Source organism: Roseovarius sp. MMSF_3350 (genome assembly GCF_030733425.1).
Classification (GTDB): domain Bacteria; phylum Pseudomonadota; class Alphaproteobacteria; order Rhodobacterales; family Rhodobacteraceae; genus Roseovarius.
Map to the genome: position 1 here is coordinate 32083 of NZ_JASHIZ010000001.1, position 19803 is coordinate 51885.

Here is a 19803-nt window from a genome sequence, read left to right on the forward strand (position 1 = left end):
CTGAAGCGCATAAGTTGAGCGAGGGTTTTCAAAAGTTGCCAGATTATCTAAGCGGTTTGGCCATACAATTTTACCGTGGGATAGGCCCTAATACGCAGTATATCGGACCTTTTTCGGATTTGAATTTCTTCATTGGTCCAAACAACTCAGGGAAGTCGACGGTTCTGAATTTCTTGAACGAGCGGCTTACTTTCGCGAAACATAATAAAAGCTTGAGTTCAGCCGATCGTACTGTCGATGACTATAGGGGCGAAGAGTCCGGTACAACGACTGGCGCGCTCGGTATCCCTACTGAACAGTTTAAGGCCTCGATACGTGAGAAAGTAAGTGATGCAGATCTCGTATCTTGGGGTATCGCTGACGGGATAGACAAACTTGTAGCTAAGCTGGAGCACAACGGTTTTGTCTGGATACATAACGATACGCCAAACAAATCCATCGGCTATCTACATGAGCCCGAAGTAGAAGACTATGTAGGACTTTTTCACGATCACCAATGGCAGCATCTTTGGTCTAGACTGACTAGGTCGAATGGTGGCGGACTCACGCAGCATTGGATTCCACAAACCCTTAGTTCGTTTTTGAGCCTGCAAACTATACCAAGCGTCGAAGTCTCTTTAATCCCAGCGAAACGCCAATTGGGGCCACGGGATGAAAATTTCGACGACTTATCTGGAAGGGGTCTCATTGATCATCTGGCCGAGATTCAAAATCCAGACCATCATGAACGCGAGCGCAAGGAAACTTTTGATCAAATAAATCATTTTGTTCAGTCGGTCACAGGCAATCCCGAAGCTATGCTAGAAGTGCCAAGTAATCGGAATCATGTTCTGGTTCATATGGACAGTAAGGTTCTACCTCTTTCGTCACTTGGAACCGGGATTCATGAGGTTATCCTCCTGGCGGCGTTTTGTACTATCTTCCAAAACCGAGTGATGTGCATTGAAGAGCCGGAAATACATCTGCATCCAATTCTCCAACGTAAGCTCGTGGATTATCTAAAAGAGCAAACTGAAAATCAGTATTTCATCGCGACACATTCGGCAACATTTATTGATACACCTGAAGCATCTATTTTCAGGGTTCGAAACGATGGTTCAGAAACTACAATAGTCTCGACTATTTCAAGAAAAGAGCGTCGTGGAATATGCTCTGATTTAGGCTATCAAGCGTCAGACATCGTACAATCCAACGCGATAGTTTGGGTTGAGGGGCCCTCCGACAGAATATACTTCAAACATTGGTTAAGCGCCGTAGCGCCTGATCTCATTGAAGGCATACACTTCAGCATAATGTTCTTCGGTGGCGGGCTAATTCGTCATCTAAGCGCAGACGACGAAGCGATAGATGAATTTATCAAGCTTCGACAATTGAACCGGCATATTGCTGTAGTCATGGACAGTGACAAATCATCACCATCGGTTTCCTTGAAAAAGCCCGTCGAGCGTCTCAAGGCGGAATTGAACGACGGTGAAAGTGTCGCTTGGATAACAGCAGGTCGAGAGATCGAAAATTACGTAAGACCTGAGTTGCTTCAGAGTGCATTGTCGCGAGTGCATTCTCGTATCTACAAGAAACCTCATAAGACCGGAAAATACGATCACTCATTTTACTTCGAACGGAAGAACGCCCGGAAAGCCGCAGACAAGGTTTACAAAGACAGCGACAAGGTCGGCGCTGCAAGGCTCGTTTGCGAGGAAGCGCCCGACTTGGACGTATATGACCTTAAGGATCGCATGAACGAGGTTGTTGCGATGATCAGACGCGCTAACGGGTTGGAGTCACGTCTTTGAACACCCAATCTCATTAGAAAGCTACAGGCGGTTAAAATTCGATTTACTCCCAACCCACCGCCCTCCCTCTTAACCCCCAAAAACCCCAAAAATCGCACCGTCGGCATACCACCCAAATACCGACGCGATACCGACGTTCCGTTTTGGCCTGTCCGGGGGGCGTTAACGAATCAGATCGCACCCCTTTGAATTCGCTTTTCTTCGCCGGGGTTTCGGGCCACGAAGGGGGCCATGCGGCTCCTCGATTTTCTCCGTGACAACCTCCCCTTCCTGTCGGCGGGTATGCTGCTGACCTTCCTAAGTTCTTTTGGACAAACGTTTTTTATCTCGCTCTTCGCCGGCGAGATTCGGGCCGCGTGGGGTCTCAGCCTCGGGCAATGGGGCGGTATCTATACGCTCGGCACCACCGCCTCCGCCCTGGTCATGGTCTGGGCCGGCGGCCTCACGGATTTCTTTCGCGTCCGCACCCTCGCCCCTATCATCTTGATATTACTCGCTTTTGCCTGCCTCTCCATGGCCTTCAATCCGGTCTGGTGGGGGTTGATCGCGGTTATTTTTGCCCTGCGTTTCACCGGCCAGGGCATGACCAGCCACCTCGCCGTCGTCGCCATGTCCCGCTGGTTCATCGCCACAAGGGGCAAGGCCCTGTCCATCGCCACCCTCGGCTTCGCCCTGGGAGAGGCCCTGTTACCCCTTGTTTTCGTTGCACTTCTGGCGGTCTACGACTGGCACATGCTCTGGGTCGCCGCCGCCCTCATCGCCCTTGCCGGCGTCCCCGTCATCCACCGCCTCCTCCGCCTCGAACGCACCCCCCAGATGCTGGCCGAAACCGACCAATCCGTCGGCATGGAAAACCGCCACTGGACCCGCAATCAGGCCTTATTTCATTGGCTTTTCTGGTTCATGGTCCCGGCATTGTTGGGCCCCGCAGCCTTCAACACCGCCTTCTTTTTCCACCAGGTCCACTTCGCCGATTTGAAGGGCATCCCCCACGTCCAGCTTGTCGCCCTCTACCCGTTCTATACCACCGTCGGCATCGTCGCGATGGTCCTGTCCGGCTGGGCCCTGGACCGCTTTGGCACCGCCAGATTGATCCCGTTCTTCCAGCTTCCCATGGTCGCCGCCTTCGGGATTTTTGCGATATCCGACAATACCTTGACCCTGTTCGCTGGCCTCTTCTTCCTTGGCCTGACAACGGGTGCCAACACCACGCTGCCCAACGCTTTCTGGGCCGAATTCTACGGCACCGCCCGCCTCGGCTCGATCAAGGCCATGGCCGCCGCCGTCATGGTCTTAGGCTCCGCCATCGGCCCCGGCCTGACCGGCATTGGCATCGATCTGGGACTGGGATTGGAAAGCCAGTACCTTATCGTCGCGGGCTATTTCGTCTTCACCACGCTGATGATGACCATCGGCATCACCCGCGCCAAACCCCTGCTACCGATTGCGGCGTAGATACACGTAATACGCCCCGCCACCGCCATGCCGCACATGCGCTTGGGTGATCTGCAGGACCAGCCCCGACAGCGGCGCCATGCCCAGCCATTGCGGCACCGCATGACGCAGGACACCATGCCTTGTGGGTATCGGTCCCCCGGTGTCGGTGTTCTTGCCCTTGCCGGTGATCACCAGAACCAGCCTTTTGCCCTGCGCCTGCGCGCGCAGGATGAAACCGGTCAGGGCAGGCTGCGCCTGTGCCAGGGTCATGCCGTGCAGATCGATCCTTGCCTCGGGCTCGACCTTGCCACGCTTCAGACGTGTGTTGGTGCGCTTGTCCATCTGCAGCGGCTGATGCGCAAGACGTTCGTGCAGGCCGGGCAGGGTGTCATGCCTGTGATCAGAGCCACGGGAGTTCTGGCCGATCTCGAAAGGAGACAGATCTGGTTTTGCCGTGTCAGTTTCTTTTTTATGCTTGGGATGCAACAGTTTGGGCGCAGTGGTGTCCCGCTTGGGGTCGAGCCGTTCGGCCGTTTTTGCCACCTTCTGCCAGAGCTTGAGCTCCTCGGGCGTGATCCGCCTACGGCTCAAAGGTTCGGCTCCGTTGCCGTGGCATAAGCGCGCTGGATCGGCAACAGAACGACCATGCGACCGGGATCGCGCAATCGTCCGGCCGTGCGACCGGCCTCGTCTCCGGTGCCGATGAAGATGTCGGCCCGTTGTGCGCCTTTGATGGCAGAACCGGTATCCTGGGCAATCATCAGGCGGCGGATCGGGCCGGCCCCCTCTTTCTCGATCCAGACCGGGGCACCGAGCGGAACGTAGGCCGGGTCTACGGCAATTGTGCGCCCTGCGGTGACCGAGCGGTTCATCGCCCCGAGTGGGCCCATATGCGCAGGCACAGAGTCGATCCGCCGAAAGAAGACATAGGACGGGTTATGCCAAAGCAGTTCCTGCCCGGCGATGGGATTGCGCCGAACCCAGTTCTTGATGACCTGCGCCGAAACCTGATGAGCCTGATAGATACCGCGGCGAACAAGTTCGGCACCGACCGAGCGATATTCGTGGCCGTTCGCCCCGCCATATCCAACCCGTATCTTGCGCCCGTCTGGAAGCGTCACACGGCCGGAACCCTGGATCTGAAGAAAGAACTTCTCGACCGGATCGTCGACCCAGACGATCTCCAGCCCGCGCCCTTGCATGGCGACACCGGCCTCGATTTCCCGGCGCGATAGCCAGGGTATATCTCCTGCGGCTTCTGGTGGCTTGCGGTATAGCGGGTAACGGTACCGATCGTCCGACGACAGGGATCCCGAAAGTTCGGGCTCGAAATAGCCGGTGAAAAGAGCTTGTTTTCCATCCTCGATCAGCACGGGGCGAAAGAAAAGGCGGAAGAATTCTTTGGCGTCCGGCTTCTGCTGGGCAAGGGCACACAGGGCGCGCCAATCCGGGTCATCGAGATCCGGACAGGTCAGAAGGAACGCATCGAGCGCCCGCTCGTGATCATCCGCTTCCCAGCCCTTCAGTTCATCGAAGTCGAGCACCGTATGTGTCACGTCTTCGGCCCGGGCCGCGATTGCGGCCATCAACAGAAGAAGGAATCCCGCTGCAGCCCGTCCGTTCATTCGTCCGTTGCAACAAGCCGCCAGTTGGGATCATCGGAACCCATGACACGTTCGAATGTCCAGGTATCCTTCTGCTTTTTCGCTTTACCGGGTTCACCCTCGACGATCTCACCGTTCTGGTCGCGCACGACGGAGATCAGTTCACCGATGAAGCGCACGGTGATCTCGGCAGTGTTGGTCGCATTGTCGAAGCGCGCGCCGGCCAGCGTGGTTTCGCGCACGCCGACGAATTCGGCTTCGATGGTGAGGCCTTGCTGCGCACGGGCTTCCACCACGCTGTTGAATGCATCGAACACGTCATCGTCAAGAAAGGGACGGATCTCATCCATCTGCCCCCGTTCAAAGGACATCAGGATCCACTCGTAGGCCTGCTTTGCACCTTGCAGGAACTCGCCTACGGCGAAGCTGCTATCGGTGCGTTTCATGTCGGCAAGTGCCTTGGCGTCGTCGGAGCCCTCGGTCACATGATCGGTGATGTCGTGATCCGGGCCGCCGTCGATCACCTCGAAATCCTGCCGGCGCGATGGCGTGGGCGTGGACGGTCGCGTCTGTTGAGAAGGCTCGAACCCGTCGCGGGTGCCCAACACGCTTTTCAGTCGAAGGATGAGGAAAATCGCTATGCCTGCGAGGACCAGCAATTGAAGTAGGGGCGAATTCATTCAAACCTCTCAAGGTGCCCAGGATGGAAACCTCCCGGTGTTGTTCTTATGTAGGGTGTTGATCCGGGCGAGTCCACCATACCCGCCTTTGAAACCAAGGAGGATCATGCTCATGTGGCTATTTGTAGCCTTTCTCGCGGTGCCGCTGATCGAAATCGCGCTCTTTATCCAGGTCGGTGGCCTGATCGGGCTGTGGCCCACACTGGCCATCGTCGTCTTGACCGCGATTATTGGCACATGGCTGGTGCGCACGCAGGGGGCCATGGCCATCGGGCAACTTCGGTCGTCGTTCCAAAAACTAGACGATCCGACCGAGCCGTTGGCGCATGGAGCCATGATTCTGATTGCCGGTGCGCTGCTTCTGACGCCTGGGTTCTTTACCGACGCGGTCGGTTTTTCGCTGCTCGCACCTCCCATCCGTAAATCCCTGTTCCAGTTCCTGCGCAAACGGATCAAGGTGCAGCGTTTCGAGATGGGTCCCGACGGGCCACGAGACATGCGCAACGATCCGAGACCGGGGCGGCGCGATGACGTGATCGAGGGCCAGTACAAGGAAGTGGATACACCAAAGAAGCCGACACACGACGGCTCTGGCTGGACCCGGCACTAAGCAGGCATTGAGGCGCGTACGGCATCCTGCTAAGGCTTCGCGCGATGAATTTATCCGCCAGGAGACAGCAGATGGCCGAACAGGATAACGGTGCCGCCAAGACGGACACCCAAGCAACACAAACCGCGCCGAAAATGAACGTGCTCACACAGTTCATACGGGACATGTCATTCGAAAACGCTCTGGCGCAGCGAGGCTCGGGCGGAGACGTGAATCCTGATGTGCAGGTGGCCGTTAATCTGGATGCAAAGAAACGTTCAGCCGAGCATCAGTTCGAGGTGATGGTCAAGCTGATGATCACGTCCAAGAACAAGGGCACCGAGGAAACGCTGTTCCTGATGGAACTGGAGTATGTCGGCGTCTTCCAGGTCGAGAACGTGCCGGATGATCAGATGCATCCCTTTCTGCTGATTGAATGCCCACGGATGATTTTCCCCTTTGTGCGCCGCATCGTCAGCGACGTGACAAGGGACGGGGGTTTCCCGCCGCTGAACCTCGAGACGATCGATTTCGTGCAGCTTTATCGTAACGAGATCAGGCGCCGCCAGGCGGCCGCGGCAGAAGAGAAACCGACGCCAGACGCCTGAAACGACCTGCCGATGGCCTGAGGCCATTGCGGCTCGCAAAACATATCAAGTCAGCTGCTTCCAGAGTGCGTTGTCGCCCATGCTTTGCACAAAGGCCTGATGCGCGGCGCGCTCCTCTTCGCTGAGACGGGCCGGCAGGGGTTTCGGGCGGGCACCCGGATGCCAATCGGCATCGCTGTTGTCTTCCGCGGTTTCCGGCGAGTAGGCGCCGGCCAGTGCGAAATCAGGCTGCCGCCCACCGATCAGTTCCAGATACACCTCGGCCAGAATCTCGGAGTCGAGCAGGGCTCCGTGCAGGGTGCGCGAGGAATTGTCGATACCGAAGCGGCGGCAAAGCGCATCGAGCGATGCGGGAGAGCCGGGGAATTTGCGGCGGGCGATGTCGAGCGTATCGATGGCCTGTTCCCAAGGAATCCTGGCCATGTTGAGCCAGCCAAGCTCGGCATTCAGAAATTTAATGTCGAACGCCGCATTGTGAATCACGAGCTTCGCGTCGCCGATAAAGTCGACAAAACTTTGTGCGATCTTCTCGAAGACAGGCTTGTCGCGGAGAAAATCGTCGCCAAGGCCGTGAACCTCGAACGCTTCTTGCGGCATGGAGCGGCGGGGGTTGATGTACTCGTGAAAGGTGCGTCCGGTGGGCATGTGATTATACAACTCGACGGCACCAATCTCGACGATACGGTCGCCCTGTTCGGGATCAAAGCCGGTCGTTTCAGTGTCGAGCACGATTTCACGCATGGGTCTGCCTGTCTCGGATTTCCTTGAGTACATCCTGAACCTGTGCGCGGGCATGTTCAAGCGTATCGGTCACGATGACATAATCGGCACGTGTGCGCTTTTCCGCGTCCGGCATTTGCTTGGACAGGATTGCCTGAAACTGCGCCTCGCTCATGGTTCCCCGTTCCATCACGCGGGCCTTCTGTGTTTCAGGCGCGACGGTGACGCAAGCGGTGGCATCCATCTGCGCATCTGCGCCGGTTTCGAAGAGAAGGGGGATATCAAAGACGGTTACATCGGCGTCCGTGCCGGACAGGAAGGTCGTGCGATCATCTGCAACGAGGGGATGGACGATGCGTTCGATCTGTTGAAGGGCATCGGGATCGTCAGCGATTACTTCCTTCAGGCGGTCGCGCGAAACCGTGCCGTCAACGATAGCCAGAGGAAATGCCCGGCCGATGGGACCGACCGCAGCGCCGCCCGTTGCGTATAGACGGTGAACTGCAGCGTCGGCGTCCCATACCGCGCAGCCGTATTCGGCAAACAGCTTCGCGGTGGTCGACTTGCCCATCCCGATAGAGCCGGTAAGGCCCAGCTTGAATATCATCTGAGCGCCGCCGCGCGCGTTGCGCTGTCCACCTCGGGGCGTACGCCAAACCAGCGTTCAAAGGCCGGTACCGCCTGGTGCAGCAACATGCCCAGACCGTCGACTGTCCGACAGCCCACTGACTCGGCTTCTGCCAGAAGGCGGGTCTTAAGCGGGGCATAGACAAGGTCGGTCACCAGTGTACCCCTGTTCAAACCGTCAAGCGGAACGCGAAGCGGCGGTTTACCCATCATACCGAGCGAGGTCGTGTTCACGACGGTTGCGGCGTCTTCCATCATGTTCCCGGCCTGAACCCAATCGACCACCGCGATCCTCTTGCCGAATTCCGTTTTCAGCGCCTCTGCGCGGACCCTGGTCCGATTTGCGATCATGATTTCCGGAACGCCGACCTCGAGCAGGGCAGAGATAACCGCGCGGGCTGCGCCACCAGCACCCAGCAGGGCCGCCGGGCCTGCCTTGGGATTCCAGTCCGGCGCGTTCTGGCGCAGGTTCTGAATGAAGCCCACGCCATCAGTATTGTCGGCATGAATCTTGCCGTCCTTGCGGAAGATAAGCGTGTTGGCCGCACCGATCAGCGTGGCGCGATCGGTGATCAGGTCGGCAATCTCCAGAACCTTTTCCTTGTGCGGAACGGTGATGTTGACCCCGACGAAGCCCATTTTGGGGAGCGTGCGAAGGACATGCTCGAGATCGTCGGACGCTACATCCATAGGAATGTAATAGCCTGCTATGCCGTGGGTCTTGAGCCAATGGCCGTGAATTTGCGGTGACTTCGAATGCGCAACAGGAGATCCGATCACGGCCGCCAGCGGTATCCTGTTCTCGGTCATGACTCTATCTCTCCGCGCAACGCCAGGTACGACAGCAGTTCCAAAAGCGGCAGGCCCAGGACATTGAAGTAGTCGCCATGAACCTGACTGAACAGCCTGATACCCTCTTCTTCCAGTTTGTATGCACCGACAGCGTGGCGGATGCTATCCCAGTTGCGAGTGACATAGCCTTGAAGGTACGCATCCGAAACCTGCCGCATCATCATCCGTACGACGCCGACATGCCGCCAGACCGGCTTGCCCTCTTCACAGATCACGGCGGCGGAAAGCAGTTCATGCCGTTTGCCGCGCATCGCGCGAAGTTGCTCCAGCGCCTCGTCCGGAGTTTCCGGTTTCGACAGGATACAGCCCTCGAAACTGAGAACCTGATCGCAGCCGATGACCAGGGCGTCCGGATTCTTGGCGCTTTGCTTGGTGGCCTTCAACTCTGCCAGGGCATCGGCAATGTCGCGCGGCGACGCGTCTTCGGCAACCATGGCATCCCGAACCGTGTTTTCGTCGACACGGGCCGGAGAAACCTCGAATTCAAGCGCTGCGTTCGTGAGCAGCGATTTCCTGATATCCGACCCCGAAGCCAGAATGATCCTGCGTGACATGTGGATATCCCGTTGCATATCTCTTCCGGTTTCTAGGGATGAATCCGCGAAGTTTCCAACATTTCCGAGGACAGCGGGAAAAGTTGTTCTTCCCGCCTCATCCCGTAGGTTTTTTGCACGTGGGGATATGGAAAACCCTTTACCCGGTAGAAAGACGGTTTGGGCGATGTTTTTAGGTTTTCATCCACCGATGTCCTTCACCTGAAGCAATATCATTATGCAATAATAATAAGCGTTTACGTATTACAGGGCAGCCGCTGCGAGAAGAGTTAAACAGTTTTATCCACATCGGACGTCGACGGGGGAGAAATCATGTATAATTACGTAATCCCCAGCCTGGCCTGCTCCCTACAAAATCATCATCCTTTTTCTTTCTATATTTATTTATTAGGAGAAAGGCAGAGAGATACGGGAAAACATGACAGACCTTCTGGCCTCGCTTTATCCATGGACGAAGGCGCTGCATATCATTGCAGTGATTTCCTGGATGGCAGGTCTTTTCTATCTTCCTCGTCTTTTCGTCTATCACGCCGAGCAATCCAAGCCGGGTGACAGCCGAGACGAGGTGTTCCAAACTATGGAACAGAAGCTTTTGCGCGTGATCATGAACCCGGCGATGATCGTGACGTGGGGAGCCGGCCTCCTGCTTGTGGCCACGCCGGGTATCGTGGACTGGAGCGCCGTATGGCCGTATTTCAAGCTTGTGGGTGTGCTGGGCATGACCTGGTTCCATCACTGGCTGGGGCGCCAGCGCAAAGCGTTCTCAGGGGGCAGTGCCGCGCTGTCCGGTCGACAGTACCGCATGATGAACGAGGTACCGACGATCCTGATGGTGGTCATCGTCGTATCCGTCGTCGTGAAGTTCTGAGATTGACTCGCGCCACGACTGCACCTAGGTAGCATCAAACGGAACCCGTCCGGGTCTGCCGTCTTCCATATGAAAATATCTGAACGGCCGCGTGCTCCACGCGTCGATTTCGCAAGGACCTATCCATGTCTGACGAACGTCTGAACCTGTCCGATCTCAAGAAGCAATCCGCCAAGGATTTGCTTTCGATGGCCGAAGAGCTGGAGATCGAGAATGCCTCGACCATGCGCAAGGGGGAGATGATGTTCCAGATCCTCCGGGAACGCGCAGACGAAGGATGGGTGGTTTATGGCGACGGGACGCTGGAGGTTCTGCAAGACGGTTTCGGCTTTCTGAGGTCGTCGGAAGCAAACTATCTTCCAGGGCCGGATGATATCTACGTTTCGCCCGATACGATCCGCAAACACTCGCTGCGGACCGGCGACACGATCGAGGGTGAGATCAAGGCGCCTGAGGAAAACGAACGGTATTTCGTACTGACATCGGTGACGCAGATCAACTTTGCCGACCCTGAAAATGCCAAGCACAAGATTGCGTTCGACAACCTGACACCGCTTTACCCCGATGAGCGGCTTCAGATGGAGATTGACGACCCGACCATCAAGGACAAGTCAGCCCGCGTCATCGACCTGGTGGCACCCATCGGCAAGGGGCAGCGATCATTGATCGTGGCGCCGCCGCGGACGGGTAAGACGGTCATCCTTCAGAACATCGCCAGCAGCATCGAGCGGAACCATCCCGAATGCTATCTGATCGTCCTTCTGATCGATGAGCGGCCCGAAGAGGTCACTGACATGCAGCGATCGGTGAAGGGCGAGGTCATCAGCTCGACCTTTGATGAGCCGGCGGGGCGGCACGTAGCGGTGGCCGAAATGGTGATCGAGAAAGCCAAGCGCTTGGTCGAGCATAAACGAGATGTTGTTATTCTTCTGGATTCGATCACAAGACTTGGTAGGGCTTATAACACTGTCGTGCCTTCCTCGGGTAAGGTTCTGACGGGCGGTGTGGATGCCAATGCCCTACAACGACCCAAGCGGTTCTTCGGTGCGGCGCGGAACATCGAAGAAGGCGGTTCGCTGACAATCATCTCCACCGCGCTGATCGACACCGGCAGCCGGATGGACGAAGTGATCTTTGAAGAATTCAAAGGCACGGGTAACTCGGAATTGGTTCTGGATCGGAAAATTGCCGACAAGCGCGTGTTCCCGGCCATCGACATCCTCAAGTCCGGTACGCGGAAAGAGGATCTGCTGATCGACAAGGTCGATCTGCAGAAAACCTACGTGCTGCGACGAATCCTGAACCCGATGGGAACGACCGATGCCATCGAGTTCCTGCTTGGCAAACTGAAGCAGACCAAGACCAATTCAGATTTCTTCGATTCCATGAACACCTGACCTGACCGTTCATCAAAAGACCAATGGACACGATCTTTGCCCTGTCGACGGCGCCCGGCAAAGCGGGCGTCGCCATCATTCGCGTTTCCGGCGCCGATGCATTTGCCGGCGTCGAAACGCTGGTGGGCAACCTTCCGTCGCCTAGGAATGCCGCGTTGCGCACGGTACGTTCGCCAAGCGGAGATGTGATCGACACCGCGTTGATGTTGGTATTCAGCGAGGGACACAGTTTCACGGGTGAGCCGACGGTCGAACTTCAGTGCCACGGTTCGGCCGCGGTCGTTTCTTCAATTCTTGATCTACTTGGACAACTCGATGGGTTTCGTCCTGCGGAGCCTGGGGAATTTACTCGCCGGGCCCTTGAGAACGAGCGGCTGGATCTGTCCCAGGTCGAAGGACTTGCCGACCTGATCGACGCGGAAACCGAAGCACAGCGGCGCCAAGCACAGCGCGTCTTTTCCGGTGAGCTGGGAGAGCGGGCGGAACGATGGCGCGGCAAGTTGATCCGGGCGGCCGCACTTCTTGAGGCGACGATTGATTTTGCTGATGAAGACGTTCCCGAAGATGTGACGCCGGAAGTTGCGCAGCTATTGTCGGATGTGCGTAGTGAACTGACCGTCGAAATTGCGGGTGTTCAAACTGCAGAGCGAATCCGCCAAGGGTTTGAAGTCGCAATCATCGGGGCGCCTAACATCGGGAAGTCCACGTTGCTGAACGCCTTGGCTGGGCGTGACGCCGCGATTACGTCGGAGCTCGCGGGCACGACGCGGGACGTAATCGAGGTGCGTATGGATTTACACGGCCTTCCCGTGACCTTGCTGGATACCGCGGGGTTGAGGGAAACCGAGGACACCGTCGAATCTATCGGCGTTGCGAGAGCTCGCGCCCGGGCTGAGGTAGCAGATCTTCGAATTTTTCTCGTGACGCCAGGGGAGCAACCTGACCTTGCGCCACAGCATGATGATTTGGTTCTTGTCGGAAAGGCCGACCTTCATGGGCTTCCAGATAACGGCATATCCGGTGTAACTGGGCATGGCGTGGCCAAATTGGTCCAGCAGATAACGAACATCTTCTCCGACAGAACGGCACATGCAGGCGTTGCTACGCGCCTGCGTCACCAGCACTCTTTGGAAGCCGGGAGCATCTACCTGGACAATGCCATGGCTTTGTTGATCTGCGAAAATGGTGCATCGGATCTTGTGGCAGAAGAGCTGCGAAGTGCTGTGCGAGCTCTTGATTCTCTGGTAGGTCGGGTAGATATCGAAAACGTTCTGGACGAGATATTCGCCAGCTTTTGCTTGGGAAAATAGCGGAGTGTTTCACGTGAAACATTTTGACGTCATAGTAATAGGGGGCGGTCATGCCGGGACCGACGCAGCGCACGCCGCTGCGCGGATGGGCGCGCGGACGGCGCTTGTGACTTTAACGAGGGCGTCAATAGGAGTTATGTCCTGCAACCCTGCGATCGGTGGGCTAGGCAAAGGTCACTTGGTACGTGAGATTGACGCCCTGGATGGCGTGATGGGGCGCATTGCTGACAAAGCCGGAATTCAATTCCGTTTGCTGAATCGTCGGAAAGGTCCCGCAGTGCAAGGCCCTCGCACGCAAGCCGACAGGAAAATCTATCGCGAGGCAATGCAAGAAGAAATCGCGACGTGTCCGAACCTGACCGTTGTCGAAGGCGAGGCTGCTGACTTTGTGTTTCAGGGCGACGCCGTTGCGGGGGTCGTGTTGGCGGACGGCAGCGAGATCACGGCGCACTCCGTCGTGTTGACGACAGGGACGTTCCTGCGTGGCGTAATTCATATTGGTGATGTGTCGCGGCCTGGTGGGCGGTTGGGTGACAAGCCCTCTGTCAAGCTGGCGGAGAGAATTGATGGCTTCGGATTGCCCTTGGGCCGCCTCAAGACAGGTACCCCGCCCAGGCTGAACGGAAAGACGATCGATTGGGGTGGTTTGGATCTGCAGCCCGCCGATGATGATCCCGTGCTTTTCTCGTTCTTGTCGGAGAAACCGTTTGCACGGCAGGTCTCGTGCGGGATCACGCATACGAACGACAAGACCCACGAGATTATTCGCAAAAATCTTGAACGATCTGCCATGTATGGGGGCCATATCGATGGCGTTGGTCCACGGTACTGCCCATCGATCGAAGACAAGATCGTAAGATTTGCTGAAAAAAGCTCTCATCAGATCTTTCTGGAACCGGAAAGCCTATCGGATGATGTCATCTATCCCAACGGAATTTCGACTTCTTTGCCCGAGGATATACAACGCGACTACGTGCATTCCATCAAGGGGCTGGAGCGGGCGGAGATTCTTCAACCCGGTTACGCGATAGAATATGACTATGTCGACCCCCGTGCGCTCGACATGACGCTCGCCGTTCGCACCGTCCCCGGTTTGTATCTTGCCGGCCAGATCAACGGCACGACGGGGTACGAGGAGGCGGCCGCACAAGGTGTGGTTGCCGGTCTGAACGCCGCGCTCGCTGCGTTCGAGCGCGAACCGATCATCTTCAGCCGCTCGGAAAGCTACATTGGCGTTATGATTGACGACCTGACGACGCGAGGTGTGACGGAGCCTTACAGGATGTTCACGTCTCGGGCCGAGTTCAGGCTGTCTCTGCGAGCGGACAACGCGGATCAACGACTTACGCCTATTGGAATGAGCTTGGGGTGTGTAAAGGAAGGCCGGAAGGTTGCGTTTAGTGACAAGCTCGAAAGGTTGGAGGCCGGAAAAGCGCGTGTGATTGCGACGAGCTACAGTCCGAAGCAGCTTAATGAGGCGGGCATCAAGGTAAACGAGGACGGGACGAAGCGCGATGGCTTCGACTTGCTGTCGTTTCCCGATGTCAAGTTCGAGCATCTCCTCGCTTTGGACCCAACACTCGCGGACATTGATGTGGAGATCCGTCGCCAACTCGAGCGTAATGCGCTTTACGCCAATTATATCGCGCGGCAAAAGCGCGATGTCGAGTTGATGAAAAAAGACGAAAAGCACACCATCCCGGCGGACTTTGAATTTGAAGGCATTAACGGCCTGTCAAACGAATTGAAAAGCAAGCTGGATGCTGCGCGTCCGACGAACCTTTCGCAGGCCAGTCGGATCGATGGGATGACCCCGGCGGCACTAACGACCATTCTGGCAAAGCTGAGGCAGCAGAAACGGTCCAGATCAGCATGAGCAAGCTCGGCGACCTAAATGTTTCACGTGAAACAATGGAAAAGCTGGAGCACTATGCCAACGCGCTTAAAAAATGGAATCCAAAGATCAATTTGGTCTCAAAATCAACGATCGAGGATTTATGGACGCGGCATTTCGTCGATTCTGCCCAGATTATGGAATTCGCACCGGCGTCGGCCAAGACTTGGGCAGATTTCGGCTCAGGGGGAGGTTTTCCAGGTCTTGTCGTAGCGATTCTGGCGAGTGAATTGCGGGAAGGGCTTTCTGTCACCCTCGTTGAATCCGATCATCGCAAATCAACTTTCCTTCGCGCCGTAGTGAGAGAGACATCAACCAACGCGACAGTTATTTCTCAACGAATCGAGGATTTGCCGCCTTTGGGCGCAAGCATCATTTCCGCCCGCGCACTGGCGGATTTGAATAAACTTTTCTCCTTGTCGCACAGGCATTTGGAACCGCAGGGCGTCATGCTCTTTCCGAAGGGGAAAAACTGGCAGGAGGAGCTGTCCGAGGCGCAATCGAAGTGGTGTTTTGATCATGAGGTTGCTAAAAGCAAAACGAACGCACAATCCGTCATTTTACGCATTTCAGGAGTAAGCCGTGCTTGATCTCACGCGCTCTGCCAAAACAAAAATCATCGCTATAGCGAACCAGAAGGGCGGTGTGGGAAAAACGACCACGACAATTAACTTGGCGGCGGCGCTTGCAGAGGAAGCGTTTAAAGTCCTTATCGTCGACCTGGATCCGCAAGGAAACGCTTCGACGGGCCTGGGAATCGAGGCAAACGAGCGCGAATTCACCACCTACGAGCTATTGCTCGAAGAAATTGAGTTGGACCAGGTGATACAAGAGACGGCCCAGGCCAACCTGAGCATCGTGCCAGCCACGGTTGACCTTAGTTCGGCAGATATGGAACTGATCTCGAACGAAAAGCGCAGCTTTCTTCTGCACGACGCCTTACGCCAGCCCGCGATGGACAATTTCGGGTTTGACTATATCCTTATCGACTGCCCGCCATCGCTCAACCTGCTGACCGTGAACGCAATGGTTGCCGCACATTCGGTTCTGGTCCCACTGCAATCGGAATTTTTCGCGCTTGAAGGTCTGTCGCAGCTCATGCTCACGGTTCGAGAGGTGCGCCAATCCGCGAATAAGGATTTGCGCATCGAGGGCGTGGTCCTGACGATGTACGATGGCAGGAATAACCTGTCGTCCCAAGTGGAACAGGATGCGCGCGACAATCTTGGGCCGCTGGTGTTTCAGACGAAGATACCGAGAAATGTCAGGGTCAGCGAAGCGCCGTCTTATGCCGTGCCGGTTCTTTCGTATGACCCGGGCTCAAAAGGGGCAGAGGCATATCGTGCCTTGGCACGGGAGCTGGTGACCAATAACAAGAGGCAGGCAGCGTAGGGAGAGCGAAATGTCGGACAAGAAATCGAAGCGGGGCCTGGGGCGCGGATTGTCGGCATTAATGTCGGACGTTGCAGACGCACAGGAGGCTCCCGCGGATACCACCAAGGCAGCCGACAAAACGGTTCCGATCGAGAAGATCGAGCCCAACCCGGAACAGCCTCGGCGAGACTTCGATGATTCGGCATTGCAGGATCTGGCGTCGTCGATTTCAGCCAAAGGCATCATTCAGCCTCTGATTGTCCGGCCCAGCCCACGAACAAGCGGCGCATATGAAATCGTTGCAGGTGAGCGGCGCTGGCGGGCGGCACAGTTGGCCAAGGTGCATCAGATTCCGGTCATTGTCCGAGAGTTCGACGACACCGAAGTCTTGGAAGTCGCCATTATCGAGAATATCCAGCGGGCCGATCTGAACCCGGTGGAAGAGGCGGCCGGGTACAGCCAGTTGATGGAACGGTTCGGTCATACGCAGGAGAAGCTGGCACAAGCGTTGGGCAAAAGCCGGAGTTACATTGCTAACCTTGTTCGTCTGCTCGGGCTGCCCGACGACGTTCTGACCTATCTTCGTGACGGAAGATTAAGCGCGGGCCATGCTCGGGCGTTGATCACCGCGGAGGACCCATCGGGGCTTGCTGCCCAGATCGTCAAGAAGGGTCTGTCGGTCCGCGAGACCGAGAAACTTGCGAAGAAGAGCGGTGGCAACATCTTTTCGGATGAGAGTGCGCCAAAGAAGAAATCACCCGCGCAAAAGGATGCTGATACCAAGGCCTTGGAGGGCGACCTGGCGGCAAACCTCGGGATGAAAGTTGCCTTGAATCACAAGCCGGGTCAGGAAAATGGAAGCATGACCATATCCTATGAAAGCCTTGACCAGTTGGATGATCTTTGCAGGCGGCTGTCCGGAAACTAATCTTCCAGCAATTCCGCGATCACTTGATTCAGCAGGAGCCGACCGCCAGGAGTGGCTGATATCCACCCGTCTCGGACGTTCAGCAAGCCGAGCTCGGTCAAATGGTCTATCTTTATTTGTGGGATCGGTTTGCCGCACAGGGCCGCGTGCCTATCCAAATCAACGCCTTCGCTGATCCGCAAACCCATCAGAAGATGTTCGGCCCCTTGCTCTCCAGAACTTACTTCGTTTAATATTTTCAATGGTTTATCAGATTCTGACCGCGATAGCCATAGTTCCGGATTGAACCAGGCTTCGGTTTCATGCCGTGTGCCATTCAAAGTGATGCGACCATGAGCCCCGGGACCGATCCCGACGTAATCCCCATATCGCCAGTAAACGAGATTATGGCGCGACTCGGCCCCGGACCGCGCATGGTTTGACACCTCGTATGACTTGAAACCCGCCGCTTCGCACAGTTCCTGGGTCAACTCGTACATGTCTGCGGCAAGATCGTCGGACGGCAGGCCACGCAATCCGCCCCTGGCGCGCCTTTGCGAAAAAACGGTGCCGGGCTCGATCGTGAGTTGATAAAGCGAGAGGTGGTCGACCGCGAGTGCAAGCGCTTCGGACAGTTCCTGGTGCCAATCCGTCAGGGTCTGATCCTGCCGCGCATAGATCAGATCGAAACTGACTCGCGCGAAATGCGCCCGCGCGGTCTCATATGCCTTGATCGCCTCCGCGACGGTGTGGATTCGACCAAGACGGCGCAGGTCGCCGTCCCGCAGGGATTGCACCCCGAGAGAGACCCGGTTCACTCCCGCCTCCGCAAAACGCGAAAAGCGGTCTGCCTCGACCGAGCCGGGATTGGCCTCGAGCGTGATTTCGATATCGTTGGCGGGCGTCCAGATCCGGCAGGCACGTTCGATGATCGCGCCTACCACTTTGGGTTGCATCAGGCTGGGCGTGCCACCGCCAAAGAAGATAGAGTTCAGAACACGCCCCGGACAACGGTCGGCATACCGGTCCAGTTCCTGCAGGTAGGCTCTCAGCCAGCGCGATTGGTCAATCTCTGCTCGCACGTGGCTGTTGAAGTCGCAGTATGGGCATTTCGCCTCGCAAAACGGCCAGTGGACATAAAGGCCGAAACCGCCTGCCTGCCAGTCCTCAGTCAAAGCAGCCCTTCACGAGTTTGGCGAACGCATCCGCGCGGTGGCTTATTCGGTTCTTATCCGTGCCATCCATTTCACCGAAAGTGACGTCATGGCCGTTCGGCTGAAAGATCGGATCGTAGCCATGGCCCTGTGCACCCCGCATGGGCCAGACGATCCGGCCCTCGACCGTCCCTGGAAAAACCTCGTCGTGCCCGTCGGGCCAAGCCAAAACAAGGGTGCAGCAAAAGCGTGCGGTCCATGGTTGTTCTATACCGGTCTTCAAGAGACGATCATAAGTCTTGTTCATGGCCATCACAAAGTCGCGGCCAGTCTCTGTTTCGGACCAATCAGCGGTATATACGCCCGGAGCGCCACCCAGCGCATCGATCTCAATACCACTATCGTCGGACAGCGCGGGAAGGCCGGTTGCCCGGGCTGCGGCGTGGGCCTTGATCCGTGCATTGCCAATGAACGACGTCTCGGTTTCCTCGGGCTCGTCCAGCTTCATCTCTGCCGCACCCACGACCTTAACGTTATACGGCTGAAGCAACGTGGCGATCTCCTGCAGTTTGCCCCCGTTATGGGTGGCCACCAGAAGCGTATCGCCGGTGAATTTACGCATCCGCAGCCGCCTTTTGCAGTGCAACGAGTTCGCCGACGCCTTTTTCGGCCAGATCCATCAGGTTTTCCATCTGGGAGCGGCTGAAGGTGGCGCCTTCTGCGCTCATCTGGACTTCGATCAGACGACCGGTCCCGGTCATGATGAAATTGCCGTCAACGCCGGCGTCACTATCTTCGGGGTAGTCGAGGTCCAGCACCGGCTGGCCAGCGTAGATACCACAGCTGACAGCGGCAACCGGATCGGCGAGAGGGTCACTGACCACATCGCCGGTCTTCATCAGCTTGTTGACCGCCAGGCGCAGTGCGACCCATCCACCGGTGATAGAGGCGCAGCGCGTGCCGCCGTCGGCTTGGATGACATCGCAATCGACGGTGATCTGGCGTTCACCCAAGGCGACACGGTCCACTCCGGCACGCAGGCTGCGGCCGATGAGGCGCTGTATTTCGACAGTCCGACCGCCTTGCTTGCCGGCAGAGGCCTCACGTCGCATTCGCGACGTTGTGGAACGTGGAAGCATACCGTATTCCGCCGTAACCCAGCCGAGGCCGGACCCCTTGATAAAAGGCGGCACCCGATCTTCGATCGTCGCGGTACACAGAACATGGGTGTCGCCGATGCGGATCATGCAGGATCCTTCGGCATGTTTCGTTACGCCCGTCTCGATTGAAACCGCGCGCATTTCACTTAAGTCTCTTCCCGAAGGACGCATGCCTTATCTCCCTTATTGCCCGATGGAGATACAGGCGACCGAAACCCGATAGCAACCCCGATTGACCTTTTCAGCGGGCCGTTTTTAATGGCACTCCACGGGGC

Annotated in this window: 21 protein-coding genes; 11 read left to right on the top strand and 10 right to left on the bottom strand. The window is 56.8% G+C overall.

Annotated features, from left to right (window positions below; genetic code table 11):
* Positions 1-14 precede the first annotated feature (14 nt).
* Positions 15-1793: an AAA family ATPase gene (locus RBB31_RS00155; protein WP_306127237.1), complete on the top strand. Its 1779-nt coding sequence runs from the start codon at positions 15-17 to the stop codon at positions 1791-1793.
* A gap of 231 nt (positions 1794-2024) precedes the next feature.
* Positions 2025-3248, top strand: coding sequence for an MFS transporter (locus tag RBB31_RS00160; RefSeq protein ID WP_306127238.1), 1224 nt, complete (start codon positions 2025-2027; stop codon positions 3246-3248).
* On the opposite strand, the gene RBB31_RS00165 is transcribed toward RBB31_RS00160, so the two are convergent.
* The 3 genes from RBB31_RS00165 to RBB31_RS00175 are packed head-to-tail and all read right to left on the bottom strand — an operon-like array spanning position 3231 to position 5514.
* Positions 3231-3821: a Smr/MutS family protein gene (locus RBB31_RS00165; protein WP_306127239.1), complete on the bottom strand. Its 591-nt coding sequence runs from the start codon at positions 3819-3821 to the stop codon at positions 3231-3233. The two genes, RBB31_RS00160 and RBB31_RS00165, sit on opposite strands and share 18 nt — an antisense overlap.
* Entirely contained in the window at positions 3818-4816 is a 999-nt protein-coding gene (locus RBB31_RS00170; RefSeq protein ID WP_306127240.1) for a murein transglycosylase A, read from the bottom strand. Before RBB31_RS00170 ends, RBB31_RS00165 begins: the two co-directional genes overlap by 4 nt.
* Positions 4817-4851: 35 nt before the next feature.
* A complete protein-coding gene (locus RBB31_RS00175; RefSeq protein WP_306127241.1) occupies positions 4852-5514 on the bottom strand; it encodes a Tim44/TimA family putative adaptor protein in 663 nt (220 codons plus the stop codon).
* A gap of 112 nt (positions 5515-5626) precedes the next feature.
* Between RBB31_RS00175 and RBB31_RS00180 the strand changes: the two genes are divergently transcribed.
* Positions 5627-6124: an FxsA family protein gene (locus RBB31_RS00180; RefSeq protein WP_306127675.1), complete on the top strand. Its 498-nt coding sequence runs from the start codon at positions 5627-5629 to the stop codon at positions 6122-6124.
* 71 nt (positions 6125-6195) lie between these two features.
* Entirely contained in the window at positions 6196-6711 is a 516-nt protein-coding gene (gene secB, locus RBB31_RS00185; RefSeq protein WP_306127242.1) for a protein-export chaperone SecB, read from the top strand.
* Positions 6712-6756: 45 nt separating this feature from the next.
* On the opposite strand, the gene dnaQ is transcribed toward secB, so the two are convergent.
* Genes dnaQ through RBB31_RS00205 form a run of 4 tightly spaced genes read right to left on the bottom strand, consistent with a single transcriptional unit; the run spans position 6757 to position 9464 of the window.
* Positions 6757-7452 (bottom strand): DNA polymerase III subunit epsilon, encoded by a 696-nt coding sequence (dnaQ, locus tag RBB31_RS00190; RefSeq protein ID WP_306127243.1) that lies wholly within the window; start codon positions 7450-7452, stop codon positions 6757-6759.
* Positions 7445-8038: a dephospho-CoA kinase gene (gene coaE / locus RBB31_RS00195; RefSeq protein WP_306127244.1), complete on the bottom strand. Its 594-nt coding sequence runs from the start codon at positions 8036-8038 to the stop codon at positions 7445-7447. Before coaE ends, dnaQ begins: the two co-directional genes overlap by 8 nt.
* Complete coding sequence (locus RBB31_RS00200; protein ID WP_306127245.1) at positions 8035-8868, bottom strand: shikimate dehydrogenase; 834 nt, start codon at positions 8866-8868, stop codon at positions 8035-8037. The genes coaE and RBB31_RS00200 overlap by 4 nt, the downstream gene beginning before the upstream one ends.
* Positions 8865-9464, bottom strand: a complete 600-nt coding sequence (locus RBB31_RS00205; RefSeq protein ID WP_306127246.1) for a nucleoside triphosphate pyrophosphatase — start codon at positions 9462-9464, stop codon at positions 8865-8867. The genes RBB31_RS00200 and RBB31_RS00205 overlap by 4 nt, the downstream gene beginning before the upstream one ends.
* A 418-nt stretch (positions 9465-9882) precedes the next feature.
* On the opposite strand from RBB31_RS00205, the gene hemJ reads away from it, so the two are divergent.
* From hemJ to RBB31_RS00240, 7 genes are all read left to right on the top strand, one after another.
* Positions 9883-10332 carry a protoporphyrinogen oxidase HemJ gene (gene hemJ, locus RBB31_RS00210; protein WP_306127247.1) on the top strand — a complete coding sequence of 150 codons (450 nt, stop codon included), beginning with the start codon at positions 9883-9885 and terminating at the stop codon, positions 10330-10332.
* Between the two features lie 125 nt (positions 10333-10457).
* Entirely contained in the window at positions 10458-11729 is a 1272-nt protein-coding gene (gene rho / locus RBB31_RS00215; protein ID WP_306127248.1) for a transcription termination factor Rho, read from the top strand.
* Positions 11730-11752: 23 nt separating this feature from the next.
* The gene (mnmE, locus tag RBB31_RS00220) at positions 11753-13039 is read left to right on the top strand and encodes a tRNA uridine-5-carboxymethylaminomethyl(34) synthesis GTPase MnmE (protein ID WP_306127249.1); all 1287 of its coding nucleotides are present in this window, start codon (positions 11753-11755) and stop codon (positions 13037-13039) included.
* 13 nt (positions 13040-13052) lie between these two features.
* A complete protein-coding gene (gene mnmG / locus RBB31_RS00225) occupies positions 13053-14915 on the top strand; it encodes a tRNA uridine-5-carboxymethylaminomethyl(34) synthesis enzyme MnmG (RefSeq protein ID WP_306127250.1) in 1863 nt (620 codons plus the stop codon).
* Positions 14912-15523, top strand: coding sequence for a 16S rRNA (guanine(527)-N(7))-methyltransferase RsmG (gene rsmG / locus RBB31_RS00230; protein WP_306127251.1), 612 nt, complete (start codon positions 14912-14914; stop codon positions 15521-15523). Before mnmG ends, rsmG begins: the two co-directional genes overlap by 4 nt.
* Positions 15516-16325 carry a ParA family protein gene (locus RBB31_RS00235; protein WP_306127252.1) on the top strand — a complete coding sequence of 270 codons (810 nt, stop codon included), beginning with the start codon at positions 15516-15518 and terminating at the stop codon, positions 16323-16325. The genes rsmG and RBB31_RS00235 overlap by 8 nt, the downstream gene beginning before the upstream one ends.
* 10 nt (positions 16326-16335) lie before the next feature.
* Complete coding sequence (locus tag RBB31_RS00240) at positions 16336-17235, top strand: ParB/RepB/Spo0J family partition protein (protein WP_306127253.1); 900 nt, start codon at positions 16336-16338, stop codon at positions 17233-17235.
* Here the strand turns inward: RBB31_RS00240 and hemW are convergent.
* Genes hemW through rph form a run of 3 tightly spaced genes read right to left on the bottom strand, consistent with a single transcriptional unit; the run spans position 17232 to position 19699 of the window.
* A complete protein-coding gene (hemW, locus tag RBB31_RS00245) occupies positions 17232-18389 on the bottom strand; it encodes a radical SAM family heme chaperone HemW (protein WP_306127254.1) in 1158 nt (385 codons plus the stop codon). The genes RBB31_RS00240 and hemW overlap by 4 nt on opposite strands.
* The gene (gene rdgB / locus RBB31_RS00250) at positions 18382-18990 is read right to left on the bottom strand and encodes an RdgB/HAM1 family non-canonical purine NTP pyrophosphatase (RefSeq protein WP_306127255.1); all 609 of its coding nucleotides are present in this window, start codon (positions 18988-18990) and stop codon (positions 18382-18384) included. The genes hemW and rdgB overlap by 8 nt, the downstream gene beginning before the upstream one ends.
* A complete protein-coding gene (gene rph, locus RBB31_RS00255; RefSeq protein ID WP_306127256.1) occupies positions 18983-19699 on the bottom strand; it encodes a ribonuclease PH in 717 nt (238 codons plus the stop codon). Before rph ends, rdgB begins: the two co-directional genes overlap by 8 nt.
* Positions 19700-19803 lie beyond the last annotated feature (104 nt).

Bases quoted from the DNA above. Each gene is read 5' to 3' on its own strand.
- RBB31_RS00175 (WP_306127241.1), bottom strand. From the start codon at position 5,514: ATGAATTCGCCCCTACTTCAATTGCTGGTCCTCGCAGGCATAGCGATT.
- secB (WP_306127242.1), top strand. From the start codon at position 6,196: ATGGCCGAACAGGATAACGGTGCCGCCAAGACGGACACCCAAGCAACA.
- RBB31_RS00200 (WP_306127245.1), bottom strand. From the start codon at position 8,868: ATGACCGAGAACAGGATACCGCTGGCGGCCGTGATCGGATCTCCTGTT.
- mnmE (WP_306127249.1), top strand. From the start codon at position 11,753: ATGGACACGATCTTTGCCCTGTCGACGGCGCCCGGCAAAGCGGGCGTC.
- rph (WP_306127256.1), bottom strand. From the start codon at position 19,699: ATGCGTCCTTCGGGAAGAGACTTAAGTGAAATGCGCGCGGTTTCAATC.
- rsmG (WP_306127251.1), top strand. From the start codon at position 14,912: ATGAGCAAGCTCGGCGACCTAAATGTTTCACGTGAAACAATGGAAAAG.
- dnaQ (WP_306127243.1), bottom strand. From the start codon at position 7,452: ATGCGTGAAATCGTGCTCGACACTGAAACGACCGGCTTTGATCCCGAA.
- RBB31_RS00170 (WP_306127240.1), bottom strand. From the start codon at position 4,816: ATGGCCGCAATCGCGGCCCGGGCCGAAGACGTGACACATACGGTGCTC.
- rdgB (WP_306127255.1), bottom strand. From the start codon at position 18,990: ATGCGTAAATTCACCGGCGATACGCTTCTGGTGGCCACCCATAACGGG.
- coaE (WP_306127244.1), bottom strand. From the start codon at position 8,038: ATGATATTCAAGCTGGGCCTTACCGGCTCTATCGGGATGGGCAAGTCG.
- RBB31_RS00160 (WP_306127238.1), top strand. From the start codon at position 2,025: ATGCGGCTCCTCGATTTTCTCCGTGACAACCTCCCCTTCCTGTCGGCG.
- hemJ (WP_306127247.1), top strand. From the start codon at position 9,883: ATGACAGACCTTCTGGCCTCGCTTTATCCATGGACGAAGGCGCTGCAT.
- RBB31_RS00180 (WP_306127675.1), top strand. From the start codon at position 5,627: ATGTGGCTATTTGTAGCCTTTCTCGCGGTGCCGCTGATCGAAATCGCG.
- RBB31_RS00205 (WP_306127246.1), bottom strand. From the start codon at position 9,464: ATGTCACGCAGGATCATTCTGGCTTCGGGGTCGGATATCAGGAAATCG.
- rho (WP_306127248.1), top strand. From the start codon at position 10,458: ATGTCTGACGAACGTCTGAACCTGTCCGATCTCAAGAAGCAATCCGCC.
- RBB31_RS00240 (WP_306127253.1), top strand. From the start codon at position 16,336: ATGTCGGACAAGAAATCGAAGCGGGGCCTGGGGCGCGGATTGTCGGCA.